The 14,811-nt window shown below is 60.4% G+C and carries 13 protein-coding genes; 6 read left to right on the top strand and 7 right to left on the bottom strand.

Annotation, left to right across the window (positions count from 1 at the left end; translation table 11 throughout):
• Positions 1-61: 61 nt before the first annotated feature.
• The gene (gene zigA, locus BT116_RS11820) at positions 62-1,270 is read left to right on the top strand and encodes a zinc metallochaperone GTPase ZigA (protein WP_072343896.1); all 1,209 of its coding nucleotides are present in this window, start codon (positions 62-64) and stop codon (positions 1,268-1,270) included.
• Positions 1,270-1,920 (top strand): DUF1826 domain-containing protein, encoded by a 651-nt coding sequence (locus BT116_RS11815; protein WP_072343590.1) that lies wholly within the window; start codon positions 1,270-1,272, stop codon positions 1,918-1,920. Before zigA ends, BT116_RS11815 begins: the two co-directional genes overlap by 1 nt.
• On the opposite strand, the gene BT116_RS11810 is transcribed toward BT116_RS11815, so the two are convergent.
• Positions 1,917-2,270, bottom strand: coding sequence for a hypothetical protein (locus tag BT116_RS11810; protein ID WP_060739960.1), 354 nt, complete (start codon positions 2,268-2,270; stop codon positions 1,917-1,919). The genes BT116_RS11815 and BT116_RS11810 overlap by 4 nt on opposite strands.
• A 27-nt stretch (positions 2,271-2,297) precedes the next feature.
• On the opposite strand from BT116_RS11810, the gene BT116_RS11805 reads away from it, so the two are divergent.
• Positions 2,298-3,263 carry a CobW family GTP-binding protein gene (locus tag BT116_RS11805; RefSeq protein ID WP_072343587.1) on the top strand — a complete coding sequence of 322 codons (966 nt, stop codon included), beginning with the start codon at positions 2,298-2,300 and terminating at the stop codon, positions 3,261-3,263.
• A gap of 12 nt (positions 3,264-3,275) precedes the next feature.
• Here BT116_RS11805 and BT116_RS11800 read toward each other — a convergent pair whose 3' ends face one another.
• Entirely contained in the window at positions 3,276-3,698 is a 423-nt protein-coding gene (locus BT116_RS11800; RefSeq protein ID WP_072343584.1) for a DUF3301 domain-containing protein, read from the bottom strand.
• A 119-nt stretch (positions 3,699-3,817) separates the two neighbouring features.
• On the opposite strand from BT116_RS11800, the gene pdxY reads away from it, so the two are divergent.
• Positions 3,818-4,690 carry a pyridoxal kinase PdxY gene (pdxY, locus tag BT116_RS11795; protein WP_072343581.1) on the top strand — a complete coding sequence of 291 codons (873 nt, stop codon included), beginning with the start codon at positions 3,818-3,820 and terminating at the stop codon, positions 4,688-4,690.
• Between the two features lie 123 nt (positions 4,691-4,813).
• On the opposite strand, the gene BT116_RS11790 is transcribed toward pdxY, so the two are convergent.
• Positions 4,814-5,299, bottom strand: a complete 486-nt coding sequence (locus BT116_RS11790; RefSeq protein WP_072343578.1) for an acyl-CoA thioesterase — start codon at positions 5,297-5,299, stop codon at positions 4,814-4,816.
• 277 nt (positions 5,300-5,576) lie between these two features.
• On the opposite strand from BT116_RS11790, the gene BT116_RS11785 reads away from it, so the two are divergent.
• Positions 5,577-7,340 carry a cation:proton antiporter gene (locus BT116_RS11785; RefSeq protein ID WP_072343575.1) on the top strand — a complete coding sequence of 588 codons (1,764 nt, stop codon included), beginning with the start codon at positions 5,577-5,579 and terminating at the stop codon, positions 7,338-7,340.
• 13 nt (positions 7,341-7,353) lie between these two features.
• On the opposite strand, the gene BT116_RS11780 is transcribed toward BT116_RS11785, so the two are convergent.
• From BT116_RS11780 to uvrD, 3 genes are all read right to left on the bottom strand, one after another.
• Positions 7,354-7,761: an SMI1/KNR4 family protein gene (locus tag BT116_RS11780; RefSeq protein ID WP_003187120.1), complete on the bottom strand. Its 408-nt coding sequence runs from the start codon at positions 7,759-7,761 to the stop codon at positions 7,354-7,356.
• A gap of 140 nt (positions 7,762-7,901) precedes the next feature.
• Positions 7,902-8,777: a Tim44 domain-containing protein gene (locus BT116_RS11775; RefSeq protein ID WP_072343572.1), complete on the bottom strand. Its 876-nt coding sequence runs from the start codon at positions 8,775-8,777 to the stop codon at positions 7,902-7,904.
• Between the two features lie 241 nt (positions 8,778-9,018).
• Positions 9,019-11,202 (bottom strand): DNA helicase II, encoded by a 2,184-nt coding sequence (gene uvrD, locus BT116_RS11770; RefSeq protein ID WP_063323716.1) that lies wholly within the window; start codon positions 11,200-11,202, stop codon positions 9,019-9,021.
• Positions 11,203-11,463: 261 nt separating this feature from the next.
• Between uvrD and BT116_RS11765 the strand changes: the two genes are divergently transcribed.
• The gene (locus tag BT116_RS11765; RefSeq protein ID WP_072343569.1) at positions 11,464-14,337 is read left to right on the top strand and encodes an EAL domain-containing protein; all 2,874 of its coding nucleotides are present in this window, start codon (positions 11,464-11,466) and stop codon (positions 14,335-14,337) included.
• Between the two features lie 69 nt (positions 14,338-14,406).
• On the opposite strand, the gene BT116_RS11760 is transcribed toward BT116_RS11765, so the two are convergent.
• Positions 14,407-14,721 (bottom strand): hypothetical protein, encoded by a 315-nt coding sequence (locus BT116_RS11760; RefSeq protein ID WP_072343566.1) that lies wholly within the window; start codon positions 14,719-14,721, stop codon positions 14,407-14,409.
• Positions 14,722-14,811 lie beyond the last annotated feature (90 nt).

The raw sequence follows: 14,811 nt of genomic DNA, 5'->3' as shown, positions 1-14,811 counted from the left end.
ACCTGGTCAAACCCTGGAAACGAGCCGTAGTCGAAGCGGCCGCCCGATGAGGATATACATGATGCCCAATCGTCTTCCCGTAACCGTGCTTTCCGGATTCCTCGGTGCCGGTAAAAGCACACTGCTCAACCACGTTTTGCGTAATCGCGACAATCTACGAGTTGCGGTGATCGTCAACGATATGAGCGAGATCAACATCGATGGCAGCGAAGTCCAGCGAGATGTCACCCTGAGTCGTTCCGAAGAAAAACTGGTGGAAATGAGCAACGGCTGCATCTGCTGCACGTTGCGCGAGGACTTGCTCAAAGAAGTCGGGCAACTCGCCAGGGAAGGGCGTTTCGATTACCTGCTGATCGAATCCACTGGTATTTCCGAACCGTTGCCAGTGGCGGAAACCTTCACGTTTCGTGATGAAGAAGGCCGAAGCCTGGCCGATGTGGCGCGACTCGACACCCTGGTCACGGTGGTCGATGGGGTGAATTTCCTGCTGGATTACCAGGCCGCCGAAAGCCTGGCGTCACGGGGCGAAACCCTGGGTGAGGAGGATGAGCGTTCGATCACAGACCTGCTGATCGAACAAATCGAGTTCGCCGACGTGATTCTGATCAGCAAGATCGACCTGATCAGTCAGCATGAGCGGGAAGAGTTGACTGCGATTCTGCAGCGTCTCAACGCCCAGGCGCAGATCATTCCGATGGTCATGGGGCAGGTGCCCCTGGGCAGAATCCTCGACACAGGCCTTTTCGACTTCGAACGCGCCGCCCAGGCACCTGGCTGGCTACAGGAACTGCGTGGCGAGCACGTGCCAGAAACCGAGGAATATGGCATCGCCTCGACCGCCTACCGAGCACGCCGGCCATTTCATCCCGAGCGGTTCTTCAATTTTATCGACCGTCCGTGGCCCAATGGCAAACTCCTGCGCTCCAAGGGGTTCTTCTGGCTGGCCAGCAAACCTGAGGAAGCGGGCAGTTGGTCCCAGGCTGGCGGCTTGATGCGACATGGCTTCGCCGGGCGCTGGTGGCGGTTCGTGCCGAAAAACCAATGGCCCCAGGATGAAGAGAGCACAGCGGCGATCATGAAAAACTGGATGGCTGCCACAGGCGATTGCCGTCAGGAGCTGGTCTTCATTGGTCAGGACATTGATTTTGGCCAACTCGCCGCTGAATTGGACGCTTGCTTGCTCACCGATGCGGAAATGGCCCTCGGGGTCGAAAACTGGCGGCTGTTGCCGGATCCGTTCGGCCCGTGGCATGACGAGGTCGCGGCGTGATGCTGGCGCCCAGTCTGAAAAAGGCTACGCAGGCACGACAGGTCCAAGGTGATACGCCAGGGGTATTCGCGCAGATCCTGGACGACGGTACCAACCTGGCGATCTGGCAGCGTCAGCTTCCTGCGCATATCAGCGATTTTGCGGTCATGGTGTTGGCGATGGACCAGTCCCTGGCCGAATCACGCGTGCTTGAGTTGCCGGAAGAGGATTCGCAGCCGGCGTTGCAGGGCCTGGCTGCAGGTTTCAGCGACCTGCAAGGCTATGAAGGCTTTATCGCCGATGTCTCCTGGCTCGTCAGTGCATTTGCCTGCCTATTAGGTGCCCAACGTGTCGGCCTGCGCTTGCGCACGTTGGACAAGGCGATGTGCCCACGCTTCCACGTTGACCACGTACCGGTGCGGCTGCTGACCACCTATGCGGGCGTCGGCAGCCAGTGGCTCAAGGAAGAGGCCATGGATCGACGGCGCCTGGGGCAACCTGAGGCAGAGCCGGTGGATCCGCGCATGATCCAGCAGTTTGGCTGCGGTGATGTAGGCTTGCTTAAAGGTGAGAAATGGCACGGCAACGAGGGGTTTGGCCTGATCCATCGCTCGCCGGAGCCCGCGTCGGGAGAGCGTCGCCTGATTCTCACGCTGGATTGGCTGGCTTAAGGCTTGAGCCAGGTGCCTTGGCTTTGCCCTTCGCAAAATGGCTGCAGGTACGCGGCATCGGTCGCCACGCCGTAATAGTGAATATCCTGGCGGTAAGGCATATTGGCGACCTGGGCGTTGCTGCAAACGCCGAACGCGCCGCCAGGGCATTGATCGACGTATTGCACCTCGACCTTCTGGCCGGCAAGGTTTGGCTGGCAGAAGCCATCGGCAAACAGTTTCTGCGGAATGCTGCGGTTCTGTTGGCAGACTTTCACATCGAGTCGCTCCGCCTGGCTGTGAACCACGCAGGCCTGGGCCAGCGCCTGGTCCGACGTCAGTGCCAGTAACAACCAGCCGATCAATCGCATATTCACCTCCATCGAAAGCCGTCGATTATGTTGCAGTACATTCCCACCCATGTCATTGCTGGCCCGTTGGGCGCCGGCAAGACCAGTCTGATCAGGCATCTGCTGGCCCAGCGACCGGCCAATGAACGCTGGGCGGTGCTGATCAACGAGTTCGGCCAGATCGGCCTGGATGCCGCGCTGCTGACCCAGGCTGGCGATGGTATCGCACTGGGCGAAGTGGCCGGCGGCTGCTTGTGCTGCGTCAACGGCGCGCCGTTTCAGATCGGTCTTGGGCGTTTGCTGCGCAAGGCCCGGCCGGATCGGCTGTTCATCGAACCCTCGGGCCTGGGTCATCCGGCACAGTTGATGCGACAACTGAATGAAGCCCCATGGCTCGGCGTGCTCGCGGTACAACCCTGTGTGCTGGTGTTGGATGCCCGGGCAATGGCGGACGGCAAACCCTTGCCCGATGCGCAGCGACAAACCCTGACGGATGCCGGACTGCTGGTGCTGAACAAATCCGAGAGCGTCACGCAGGCCGATCGCGAACGGGTGACGGCACAACTGTCAGGGTCTGCGTTGTACTGGACGCAACACGCGGCATTACCGATTGATCGATTGCCAGGCCTTGCGGCTCAGGGCAGCGGGTCTGTGGATAACGTGAACCTGCCCAAGAGTCTGGGGCAGATCCCGGCGATCTGGACCGATCCGACGCAACCCATCTGCCTGTATCAGCAGCAGGATGGAGGCTGGAGTATCGGCTGGCGCTGGCATCCAAGCCAACGATTCGACGCAGCGGCGCTGTCGCGATGGCTACAAGACCAGGGCTGGAAACGGGCGAAGATGGTTATCCACAGCCGCGACGGTTGGGTTTCAGCCAATGCGTTGGAGGGGGCGGCGCTGGGTTGGCAAGCCAGCGAGTGGCGCCAGGATTCTCGGATCGAGCTGATTTTCGATCAGCCGCAAGACGTCGATAGCCTCAAAGCCGGTCTGGTGAGTTGTCGTTGTTCCTGAATCAGCCCTGTTTCAAGGCTTCCACTTGTTGTGTTCCTGGCGCCACTGGCTCAATTCGATGACTTCAGCCCTGGGCCTGGTCCGGACCGGTTCGATGGGCGCTGGCGGTGTTTCTTCGAAGGGCATCGGGTAGGGCGCCAGCTCTATGTGTGCGCTGTGGGCCCCAAATTGGGTGATGGTGCCCGAATGGCGGCTTTCGCCGGTGACGGTGAACTCGAAGGTGTAGACGCGAGCCAGGCGTCGTCGACCATTGGCGTCCTTCACGAAGCCGATTTTTTTCAGCGCCACGTTGCCGTCCAGCAGCTCGATCTTGAGGTTGGCGCAATGCTGCATGACCCTCGCCAACGCCCGTTCGCGCAAGCCATGGTTGTGCCACAGCCAGGCGCCGCCGGTAGCCAGCAGCATCAGCACGAAGATGTTTCCAAGGGTCAGCATGAACGAAGTGCTCCAACAAGTTGCTGTCAGCTTAACTGTCTCGCCGGTCTGTCGTACAGGCTGGGTTTAGTCGCATACTGCGCGGCTTGAATTTCAATCGTTTTACGGAAACTTCCCGCATGAAACGTACGCCTCATCTGCTTGCCATTCAGTCCCACGTGGTGTTCGGTCACGCTGGCAATAGCGCCGCAGTGTTTCCGATGCAGCGGGTCGGCGTGAACGTCTGGCCGCTCAATACCGTGCAGTTTTCCAATCACACCCAGTACGGCCAATGGACCGGTGAAGTGCTGGCCCCGGAGCAGATACCGGCATTGGTAGAGGGCATTGCCGCTATCGGTGAGCTGGGGCATTGCGATGCGGTGTTATCCGGTTACCTGGGCAGCGCGGCCCAGGGGCGGGCGATTCTGAAGGGCGTGGCGCGGATCAAGGTCGCCAATCCCAAGGCGCTGTACCTGTGCGACCCGGTCATGGGTCACCCTGAGAAGGGCTGCATCGTGGCGCCCGAGGTGAGCCAATTTCTCCTGGAAGAAGCCGCTGCCGTGGCGGACCTCATGTGCCCCAACCAATTGGAGCTGGACAGTTTTTCGGGGCGCAAGGCGCAGTCGTTGCTGGACTGCCTGGCCATGGCCCGCGCGTTGCTGGCCCGTGGGCCGAAGGCGGTGCTGGTCAAGCATCTGGCCTACCCCGGCAAACCCGATGACAGTTTCGAAATGCTTCTGGTGACCGCCAATGACAGCTGGCACCTGCGTCGTCCGCTGCTGGCTTTCCCGCGCCAGCCGGTGGGCGTGGGTGACCTGACGTCGGGGTTGTTCCTGGCGCGGATTCTGCTGGGGGACAGTTTGGTCGCGGCGTTCGAATTCACCGCAGCGGCGGTGCACGAAGTGCTGCTGGAGACCCAGGCCTGCACCAGCTATGAGCTGGAACTGGTCCGCGCCCAGGACCGGATCGCCCATCCACGGGTGCGGTTCGAGGCTGTGCCAATCAGCCTCTGATCGCCCCCGTGCAAATGCTGAAAATCCCTGTGGGAGCGAGCTTGTTCGCGATGAGGCCATCACATTCAACATCGATGCTGGCTGTGACATCGCCATCGCGAGCAAGCTCGCTCCCACCGCCGCTTAAGGCCCGTCCGCCTTGATCTCCTGGTAGCGCCTCTCCAGTTCCTGGCGGATCTGCCGGCGTTGCTGGGCTTGTTCGTAGCGGCGTTTTTCTTCGCTGTTTTGCGGCTGCAAGGGCGGCACGGCTGCGGGTTTACGCAGGTCATCCACCGCAACCATGGTGAAGAAGCAACTGTTGGTGTGGCGCACCGAGCGTTCGCGAATATTTTCGGTCACGACTTTGATGCCCACTTCCATCGACGTGTTGCCGGTGTAGTTCACCGACGCCAGGAAGGTCACCAGTTCGCCGACATGAATCGGCTCACGAAAGATGACCTGGTCAACCGACAGGGTCACCACGTAGCGCCCGGCGTAGCGGCTGGCGCAGGCGTAGGCGACTTCGTCGAGGTATTTGAGCAAGGTGCCGCCATGGACATTGCCAGAGAAGTTGGCCATATCGGGGGTCATCAACACCGTCATCGACAGCTGGGCGTTTCCAGGTTCCATAACGTACTCACGGTTCAAGGCAGCAATTCGGGAGTGCACCTCTGCGGGTGCTGGTGGGTGGCCTGCAACAGGTCACCAGGTTTTAAAAACCACCGATATCGGGACGCTGCGCCTGTGGTTGCCGTCACGCGCCGATGGATCTGTTTCCATATATTGCACCGTCTTTTTGTCGGAAGTCGCGGTGTTACCCTTCAAAAGCCCATTGCGAGGGCAATTCCTACAGAGGAAATGGATTTCTCCAGCTCTGCAGTGCGTCATTCGAACAGGGAGCCCCGACATGCATGCCATCAGTTTCATTCAAGACTTGGCGATCATCATGATGGCTGCGGGACTGGTGACCGTACTCTTTCATCGTTTCAAGCAACCGGTGGTACTGGGCTACATCGTGGCCGGCTTCATCATCGGCCCGCATACGCCGCCGTTCGGTTTTATCCACGACGCAGACACGATCAAGACCCTGGCCGAGCTCGGGGTGATCTTCCTGATGTTTTGCCTGGGCCTGGAGTTCAGCCTGCGCAAACTGTTCAAGGTCGGGGCCACCGCCTTCATCGCGGCGTTCCTCGAAATCGTGCTGATGATCTGGATCGGTTATGAAATCGGCCGCTGGTTCGAGTGGAGCACCATGGACTCGCTGTTCCTCGGCGCGATCCTGGCCATTTCCTCCACCACCATCATCGTCAAGGCCCTCAACGACCTGAAGATGAAGAACGAGCGCTTCGCGCAGCTGATTTTCGGGGTGTTGATCGTTGAGGACATCCTGGGCATTGGCATCATCGCCCTACTGTCGAGCATTGCCGTCAGCGGCACCGTGAGTTCCGGCGAGGTGTTTTCCACCGTGGGCAAGTTGTCGTTGTTCATGATCGTCGCGTTGGTCATCGGCATTCTGCTGGTGCCAAGGGTGCTGGCCTACGTGGCGAAGTTCGACAGCAACGAAATGTTGCTGATTACCGTGCTGGGCCTGTGTTTCGGCTTCTGCCTGCTGGTGGTGAAGCTGGAATACAGCATGGTGCTCGGGGCGTTCCTGATCGGTGCGATCATGGCTGAGTCCCGGCAACTGCTGAAAATCGAGCGGCTGGTGGAACCGGTGCGCGATCTGTTCAGCGCGATCTTCTTCGTCGCCATCGGGCTGATGCTCGACCCGGCGATATTGCTGCAATACGCCTGGCCGATTGCGGTGATCACGGGTGCAGTGGTGCTCGGCAAGATGCTGTCCTGCGGCCTCGGTGCCTTTATCGCCGGCAACGACGGACGCACCTCGCTGCGCGTTGGGATGGGCCTTTCGCAGATCGGCGAATTCTCCTTCATCATCGCGTCGTTGGGGATGACCCTGCAGGTCACCAGCGATTTTCTCTATCCGGTTGCGGTCGCCGTCTCGGTGTTGACCACACTGCTGACGCCATACCTGATCCGGGCCGCCGACCCGCTGTCCGTCAAGTTGGCGACGGTCATGCCGCAACGGTTGGCGCGGGTGCTGGGGATGTATGGCGAATGGCTGCGCAGCATCCAGCCCCACGGCGAAGGGGCGATGGTGGCGTCGATGATCAGGCGGATTTTGCTGCAGGTTGGAGTCAACCTGGCGCTGGTCATCGCGATTTTTGTCTCGAGCGGTTATTTCGCCGAGCGAATATCGGTTTACCTGCAAGCATGGATCAGCGACCCGAGCTGGCACAAGGCATTGATCTGGGGCGGGGCACTGCTGGTGTCGCTACCGTTCCTGATCGCCGCCTATCGCAAGCTCAAGGCGTTGTCGATGCTGCTGGCGGAGATGGGCGTGAAGACGGAGATGGCTGGCCGCCATACCCAGCGCGTGCGTCGGGTGATCGCCGAAGTGATCCCGATTCTCTCGTTGCTGGTGATTTTCCTGCTATTGGCAGCCTTGTCGGCCAGCATTTTGCCGACCAACAAGTTACTCGTACTGATTGCCGTGGTGGCGACTGCCGTGGCGGCACTGCTCTGGCGCTGGTTCATCCGCCTGCATACGCGGATGCAGGTGGCCTTGCTTGAAACCCTGGACAATCACAAGGAATCGTCCGGGCATTGACCGGCCGTGGGGCTCAGCTTTCCAGCCAGACGTCTCGCGCCCAGTGCCAGACCGATTCCCAGGTTTCTTCGGCGATCAGCTCTTCTTCGGCCTGCCACAACACCACAGTGCCGTCTTCTTCGACGCAATAGTAATCGTCGCCGTCCTGGCAGATCGGGATCAGGCTGCGGTCGACACCGGCATCCCAGGCGTTGGCGGCCACATCCGGCAGGTAGGTGTGGGATTGTGGGTCGGTGACGGTCACCGGCTCCAGGCTGCCATAGACGACATCGCTGACGGTCAGCAAAAACTCCCTGAAGACGAACGGAATATCGATGAACAACTGCTCTTCGATCTCTACCAGCAAGTCTTCGTCGGGCAACTCCAGCGGGACCGGTACGGGCTCGTTGGCTTCACGCAATTGTTCGATGATTTCTTCCACGTCCGGGGATCCTCTTTCTCGATGGCGCGGTTTTATATGAAGCGGTTTATACAGTAGCTCGCTATAGATGCAACCGCGAAATAGAAAACCCCGGCCTGAGCCGGGGTTCTTTTATTTCAACATGCAAAACGGGCAAAGGTTCAACCGTTCTGGCGGATACCGGCCACCAGCCAAGGCTGGTCATCGCCCTGTGCACGTTCCATGTTCCAGCTTTCGCTGAACGCTTCGCCCTTGTCGAAGCGAGAGTCCTTCGACACACCGCTGAAGGTCAGGGTGGCGATGGTCTTGTCGGCGCGATCGTCGACGCCGTCCAGCTGTACGTGCAGATTGTCGATGTAGGTGGACTGGAAGCCATCACCCAGTTCGGCCCGCTCGCGCTTGAGGAACTCCAGCAGTTGCGGGGTCACGAACTCGGAGATCTTGTCCATTTCGTTCGCGTCCCAATGCTGCTGCAGGGCCATGAAGTGGCTGCGCGCGGCTTCGATGAAGCGTTGCTCGTTGAACCAGGCCGGCGCATTGATGACCGGGCGAGCGGCCACAGGCGCTGCCGAACCGCCGAAGATCGAACCGCTGGCGGGTTGCTGGTTGAACACTTCACGTTGCATCGGCGCATGGCCGGCTGGAGCGAATTGCTCCTGCTGCTTGCGACGACGGGCGGCAATGAAGCGGAAGACCAGGAAGGCGATGACTGCCATGATCAGGATGTCGAAGATCTGCATGCCCTGGAAGCCGTCGCCCATGAACATGGAGGCGAGCAGGCCACCGGCGGCGATGCCGGCCAAGGGGCCGAGCCAGCGCGAAGCACCGCTGGCCTTGGTGGCAGCGCCCGCGGCACCGGCAGCGCCTGCGGTGGCAGCGGTAGAGCCGGCGGCAGAGGACGGTGCCATCTGGCTGGTTTGGTGAGTCGGGGCAGCGCCCGAGCTTTTACCACCGCCAAAGCGCTTGGCGGCATTGGCGTCGATGGCCATCGTCAGGCCAATGCACAGCGCCATGGCGATGCTAAGAAAACGTTTCATATAAAGGCATTCCCATTTGTGGATAGCACGCGGGCCATGTTGCACAGGTGAAGTGTTGCTGGCTAGCGGCAGAGTGTTTCGGGCTTTTGCGTAACAGCTGAGGTTCAGCTTCAGCCGTGCAAGAAGGCTTGTTCGCTTTGGGCTGTAGGAAAGGGGGATGAGTTCTATCGGAAAACTATTTGGCCTCTGGAAGGCCAACCTGTGGGAGCGAGCAAGCTCCCGCAGGTTTCTATGCAAATCTTTAGATCGCTTCCAGCTTGGCATACCCCAGCATCAGCCACTTGCTGCCTTCGCTGAAGTTCACCTGCACCCGCGCCTGGGCGCCGGCACCCTCGAAGTTGAGGATTACGCCGTCGCCGAATACCGAATGCCGTACGGTCTGGCCGAGGCTGAAGCCGGTTTCCGGGATGTCGCTGCCGCCGAACAGGCTGCTGGTGCTTTGCTGCTGGCCGCCACCGAACGGACGGCTGACACTGTTGGACAGCCGCACTTCCTGGATCAGGCCCTTCGGTACTTCACGTACGAAGCGCGACACCTTGTTGTAGGTCTCGCTGCCATACAAACGTCGGGTTTCGGCGTAGGTCAGTACCAGATTCTGCATGGCGCGGGTGATACCGACATAGGCCAGGCGCCGTTCCTCTTCCAGGCGTCCCGGTTCTTCCAGGCTCATCTTGTGGGGGAACAGGCCTTCTTCCATACCCACGAGGAACACGTAGGGGAATTCCAGGCCTTTGGCGCTGTGCAGGGTCATCAGCTGGATGCTGTCTTCATGTTCGTCGGCCTGGGTGTCGCCGGCCTCCAGGGAGGCGTGACCCAGGAAGGCCGACAGCGGTGTCAGGTCTTTGTCTTCTTCGGTACTTTCGAAGTTGCGCGCGGCGCTGACCAGTTCCTCAAGGTTTTCCACCCGGGCCTGGCCTTTCTCGCCTTTTTCCGCTTCGTGGTAGGCGATCAGGCCGGACTGCTCGATGACGGTCTGGGTCATCAAGTGCAGAGGCATTTCCCCGCACTTGGCGGCCAGGTCCTCGATCAGGTCCATGAAGGCCTTCAGGGCGCCAGCGGCGCGACCGGTCATGCCTTTGTTGACGACCAGTTGGTGCATGGCTTCCCACATGGACACATGGCTGTGGCGCGCGTGATCGCGAATCGCTTCAACGGTTTTTTCACCGATGCCCCGTGTTGGCACGTTGATCACCCGTTCCAGGGCTGCGTCGTTGCCGCGTCCTTCGATCAGGCGCAGGTAGGCCATGGCGTTCTTGATTTCAGCACGCTCGAAGAAGCGCTGGCCGCCGTAGATGCGGTACGGGATCCGTTCGCGCAACAAGGCTTCTTCCAATACCCGCGACTGGGCGTTGGAACGGTACAGGATGGCGATGTCGCTGCGGGCCAGGCCGGTTTTCAGCGCGCTTTCGATGGTTTCCACCACGTAGCGGGCTTCATCGTGTTCGTTGAAGGCGGCGTAGAGATTGATCGCTTCGCCTTCGCCGCCATCGGTCCACAACTCCTTGCCCAGACGCCCTGTATTGTTGGCGATCAGGGCGTTGGCGGCCTTGAGGATGCCGGCGGTGGAGCGGTAGTTCTGTTCCAGGCGGATGACTTCGGCGTCCGGGAAGTCCGCCGAGTACTGGTGAATGTTTTCGATCTTGGCGCCGCGCCAGCCGTAGATCGACTGGTCATCGTCACCCACCACCATCAGGCTGTCGCCGCCCTTGGCGAGCAGGCGCAACCAGGCGTATTGCACGGCGTTGGTGTCCTGGAACTCGTCCACCAAGACATGCCGGAAGCGCTTCTGATAGTGAGCCAGCAGGCCTGGGTGGTCGCGCCACAGGTCCAGCGCCCGTAGCAGCAGCTCGGAAAAGTCGATCACCCCGGCACGCTGGCACGCCGCCTCGTAGGCTTCGTAGATGCTGCGCATGGTCGCCAGGAACAGATCACCGCTGGCTTGGATGTGCTGCGGGCGCAGGCCTTCGTCTTTCTGGCCGTTGATGAACCACTGGGCCTGACGGGCCGGCCAGCGCTGCTCGTCCAGGCCCAGTTCGCGGATTACCCGCTTGACCAGGCGTTGCTGGTCGTCGCTGTCCAGGATCTGGAAGGTCTGGCTCAGCCCGGCCTCCTGCCAATGCGCCCGCAACAAGCGGTGTGCCAGGCCGTGGAAGGTGCCGACCCACATGCCGGCAGGGTTTATGCCCATCAACTGCTCGATGCGATGGCGCATCTCGGCAGCGGCCTTGTTGGTGAACGTCACCGACAGGATCGAATGGGGCGAGGCGTTCTCGACCTGGATCAACCAGGCGATACGGTGCACCAGCACTCGGGTTTTACCGGAGCCGGCACCGGCCAGGACCAACTGACGACCCACGGAGGCAGCTACGGCCTGACGTTGGGCATCGTTGAGGGAGTTCAGCAGAAGGGAGAGATCATCGCGCATCGGGGCATTCTAGGGGGCGGCGTCATCCCGGGCAAACCGTGCTTTGCATCAGCCGATAAAAGACCGCTTGATGATGACCGGTGGGTCATGGGCTACAGGCGTTGGCGGGACTCGCTCGAAAGGGTCGCCACCCAATGAAACAGCGACTTTTTTCCGTGTTTTTATGAGCTGGGGCAGTGTGGGATGCCCCGTGGCTTGTGTATGCTCGGTGCTTGTTTCGGGTTCTCCACGCTCCACTGAATAAGAACAAAAACAGTGCCAATGACCCTCAATTCCGATCCGGCGGGCCCCTGTGTGGAGCCGCGGGTCATCTGCAAGCAGTACGCCATGGAGATGGCGGTCGAGCGCACACGTCTGTTGTATCAAGGCTCGCTGCTGCCTACGCTGTTCATGCTGCTCAATGGTCTGGTCTGTGCCGCGCTGTTATGGGAGCCGCGGCGCTATTTCCTGGTCAGCGTCTGGCTCGTCTGGTTGTTGTCGCTGGTGGCTTTACGGGTGATCCAGGTGGCGGCTTTCGATTCGGCGATGCCGAGCCGCCAGGCACACCCGATCTGGTTGCGTATGTTTTTGCTGGGCTCGGCGATGACCGGCCTGACGCTGGCTGGGGCCGGTATCGCGCTGGTGCCGGCTGACAGTTTCCAGCAGCAGGCCTGGGTGTTCGGCCTGATTGGCGCGGCCGCCCTGTCGGCCAGCGTGGCCTACGCGGTGAGCCTTCCCGCATTCCTGTCCTTTACCTTGCCCTGCCTGTTACCGGCCATCGGCTACCTCTTCTGGGGCGGCGACGAGCAGCAACGCGGGTGGGGCTGGCTTGGGCTGATTGTGCTGGTCTCGCTGAGCGTGGTCGCCTGGCAAGTCAACCGCTTGATCCAAAGCGGCTTGTTGCGGCGCTTCCAGAACCAGGCGCTGATCGAGCATCTGCAGCAAGCACAAACCCGCAGCGCCCAGCTCAACGATGCGCTGGCCCGGGAGGTCGAGCAACGCCGTTCTGCGGAGGAAAAACTGCGGGCGGCCCAGGTTGGCCTGGAGGCGCGAGTCGCGCAACGCAGCCTTGAACTGGAGGCCGCCAGCCAGGCCCTGAGCAAGAGCGAGGCGCGTCTGGCCCTGGCGCTCAAGGCCAGTGAGTTGGGGTTGTGGGATTGGAACCTGCAGACTGACGAAGTCCATCACACTCAGCTCAAGGAACTCTTCGGCCTGGAGCCCGAATACATCACGGCGATGCTCACTCACCTCACTCCGCGCCTGCACCCTCAGGACCTGCCGGCGCTCAAGCGGGCCTTGGTCGAACATCTCAAGGGCCGCAGCGAGGATTACCAGATCGAATACCGCGTGCGTCACGGCGATGGCCACTGGGTCTGGATCGAAGACCGCGGTCGGGCTGTGGAGCGCAGCGTCAGCGGACGGGTGCTGCGTATGGTCGGTACCCGGCGAGACATCAGCACCAGCAAGGAACTCGAGCAGCAACGGCAACTGGCGGCCACGGTGTTCGAAGCCGCCAGCGAAGGTATCGTGATTTTCGACCCCCACTACGTACTACTCGCTGCCAATCAGGCGTTCACGCGGGTCACCGGTTTCAATATCGATGACATGCTCGGGCGCAACGTGGTGGACCTGCCGTGCAGTCGCGACGCGCGCCGGCATTACCCCATCATTCGCCAAGCGCTCAAGCAGCACGGCACCTGGCAGGGTGAGTTGGTGGAGGCGCGGGCCAACGGCGAGTTGTATCCGCAATGGCTGCAACTGAACGTCGTGCGCAATGCTCGGGGAAATGTCAGCCATATCGTGGGCTTCTTCGCCGATCTTTCGGCGCGACGCGAATCCGAAGAGCGGATGCGCTACCTGACCCATTACGACGAATTGACCGGGCTGGCCAATCGCTCGCTGTTTCGTGAGCGCCTGCACGAAGCTCATCAGCGTGTGCGCCAGGGCGGACGGCGCAGCCTGGCGTTGCTGCATATCAACCTGGACCGTTTCAAGTTGCTCAACGACAGCCTCGGCCATGACATCGCCGACCAGTTGCTGCAGAAAATGGCACGACGCTTGATCAATGCGCTGCCCGAGGCGGATACCATCGCCCGGCTATCGGGGGATGAGTTTGCGGTGCTGTTCGATGCCTATGGCAACCTTTCGAGCCTGGCGCGGGTGGCGACTCGGCTGGCCGCCAAGCTGCGTGTGCCACTGACCATAGAAGGCCATGAGCTGGTGCTCAGTGCCTCGATCGGCATCAGCCTGTTGCCCGACAACACGCGGGAAGTTGCCATGCTGGTCAGCCAGGCGAACATGGCCATGCAACATGCCAAGCATTTGGGCGGCAACAATTTCCAGTTCTACACCGACAGCCTCCAGGCCAGCACGCTGGAGCGCCTGCAACTGGAGAATCAGCTGCGCAAGGCCTTGGAAGAGCAGCAACTGAAGGTTTTTTATCAGCCAAAACTGTGCCTGGCGACCGGACGCCTGAACGCCGCCGAGGCGTTGGTGCGTTGGGATCATCCGGCCATGGGTCGGGTACCGCCGGGAGATTTCATTGGCCTGGCCGAAGAGACCGGGTTGATCGGGCCGATCGGCGAATTCGTATTGCGCCAGGCTTGTTGGCAGGCATGCGAATGGCAGCGCCAGGGGCTCGCGCCGATCAGGGTGTCCGTCAATCTGTCGGTGCATCAATTGCGCCAGGGCAAGCTGGTCAGCCTGGTGCGACAGGTACTGGAGGAAACCGGTCTGGCCCCTCAATACCTGGAACTGGAGCTGACCGAGAGCCAGTTGCTCGACAGCGTTGAACACATCATTGCCACGTTCCAGCAATTGCGTGACCTTGGGGTCAAGCTGGCGATCGACGATTTCGGCACCGGCTACTCATCCCTGAGTTATCTCAAGCGCATCCCGGTGGATTACGTGAAGATCGACCAGGCGTTCATTCGCGGGCTAGGTGAGGGCAGCGTGGATGCGGCAATTACCCGGGCAATCATTGCAATGGCCCATGGGTTGTCGCTCAAGGTCGTGGCCGAAGGCGTTGAGCGGCAGGAGCAGCTCGAATTCCTCAGGAGTGAACGTTGCGATGAGGTTCAAGGGTATCTGGTCAGCCGGCCGGTGGAGGCTGAAGGGTTGGCTGGGTTGTTGCGTGCGCAACACCTGGTTGAATGAGCCTGAGCTACGACGATAACTTTCCGTCAGCCAATGAAATCGTCTGACGGAAAGTTATCGGTTCTACGCTTAGTTAGTTACTAGCACTTCATCGATGTGGTGCAGTAACTGGCCGTCGAAAAAGATACTGACGCCAGTGACATTGGAGTCGCCCAGCTCTTTATATTCAACGAACTTGTCTGTCAGTACCGGCAGTGAAACTCCGTCGGAATGTTCAAGTTTCAATTCCAGTCGCAGGTCAAAGGACTTGTCCTGTAGATCGCTGCGTACCAGCGTCGGGGTAACGCCGCTATTGGCTACAGTGACGGTGCCAAAGGTGCGGAAAGATGCCGCACCTGGCATGCGGTCGATTTGTGCGGTCCAATCTTTAGTCGTGATTTTCATAGTAACTCCTGTAGTTAAGTTGATTGCGTCCTGCGGGAGCCAATATATCTACTTTGCCTGGATAGTGTCTGCTCAACTTGTAAGGAGAAA

The organism is Pseudomonas sp. NFACC16-2, from assembly GCF_900119205.1.
Classification (GTDB): domain Bacteria; phylum Pseudomonadota; class Gammaproteobacteria; order Pseudomonadales; family Pseudomonadaceae; genus Aquipseudomonas; species Aquipseudomonas fluorescens_Q.
The sequence above is the reverse complement of the archived record's forward strand: the minus strand, read 5'-3'. Positions and strand labels throughout refer to the sequence as shown.

Excerpts from the sequence above, each read along its gene's own strand:
- zigA (WP_072343896.1), top strand. The coding sequence starts at position 62 with ATGCCCAATCGTCTTCCCGTAACCGTGCTTTCCGGATTCCTCGGTGCC.
- BT116_RS11815 (WP_072343590.1), top strand. The coding sequence starts at position 1,270 with ATGCTGGCGCCCAGTCTGAAAAAGGCTACGCAGGCACGACAGGTCCAA.
- BT116_RS11810 (WP_060739960.1), bottom strand. The coding sequence starts at position 2,270 with ATGCGATTGATCGGCTGGTTGTTACTGGCACTGACGTCGGACCAGGCG.
- BT116_RS11805 (WP_072343587.1), top strand. The coding sequence starts at position 2,298 with ATGTTGCAGTACATTCCCACCCATGTCATTGCTGGCCCGTTGGGCGCC.
- BT116_RS11800 (WP_072343584.1), bottom strand. The coding sequence starts at position 3,698 with ATGCTGACCCTTGGAAACATCTTCGTGCTGATGCTGCTGGCTACCGGC.
- pdxY (WP_072343581.1), top strand. The coding sequence starts at position 3,818 with ATGAAACGTACGCCTCATCTGCTTGCCATTCAGTCCCACGTGGTGTTC.
- BT116_RS11790 (WP_072343578.1), bottom strand. The coding sequence starts at position 5,299 with ATGGAACCTGGAAACGCCCAGCTGTCGATGACGGTGTTGATGACCCCC.
- BT116_RS11785 (WP_072343575.1), top strand. The coding sequence starts at position 5,577 with ATGCATGCCATCAGTTTCATTCAAGACTTGGCGATCATCATGATGGCT.
- BT116_RS11775 (WP_072343572.1), bottom strand. The coding sequence starts at position 8,777 with ATGAAACGTTTTCTTAGCATCGCCATGGCGCTGTGCATTGGCCTGACG.
- uvrD (WP_063323716.1), bottom strand. The coding sequence starts at position 11,202 with ATGCGCGATGATCTCTCCCTTCTGCTGAACTCCCTCAACGATGCCCAA.
- BT116_RS11765 (WP_072343569.1), top strand. The coding sequence starts at position 11,464 with ATGACCCTCAATTCCGATCCGGCGGGCCCCTGTGTGGAGCCGCGGGTC.
- BT116_RS11760 (WP_072343566.1), bottom strand. The coding sequence starts at position 14,721 with ATGAAAATCACGACTAAAGATTGGACCGCACAAATCGACCGCATGCCA.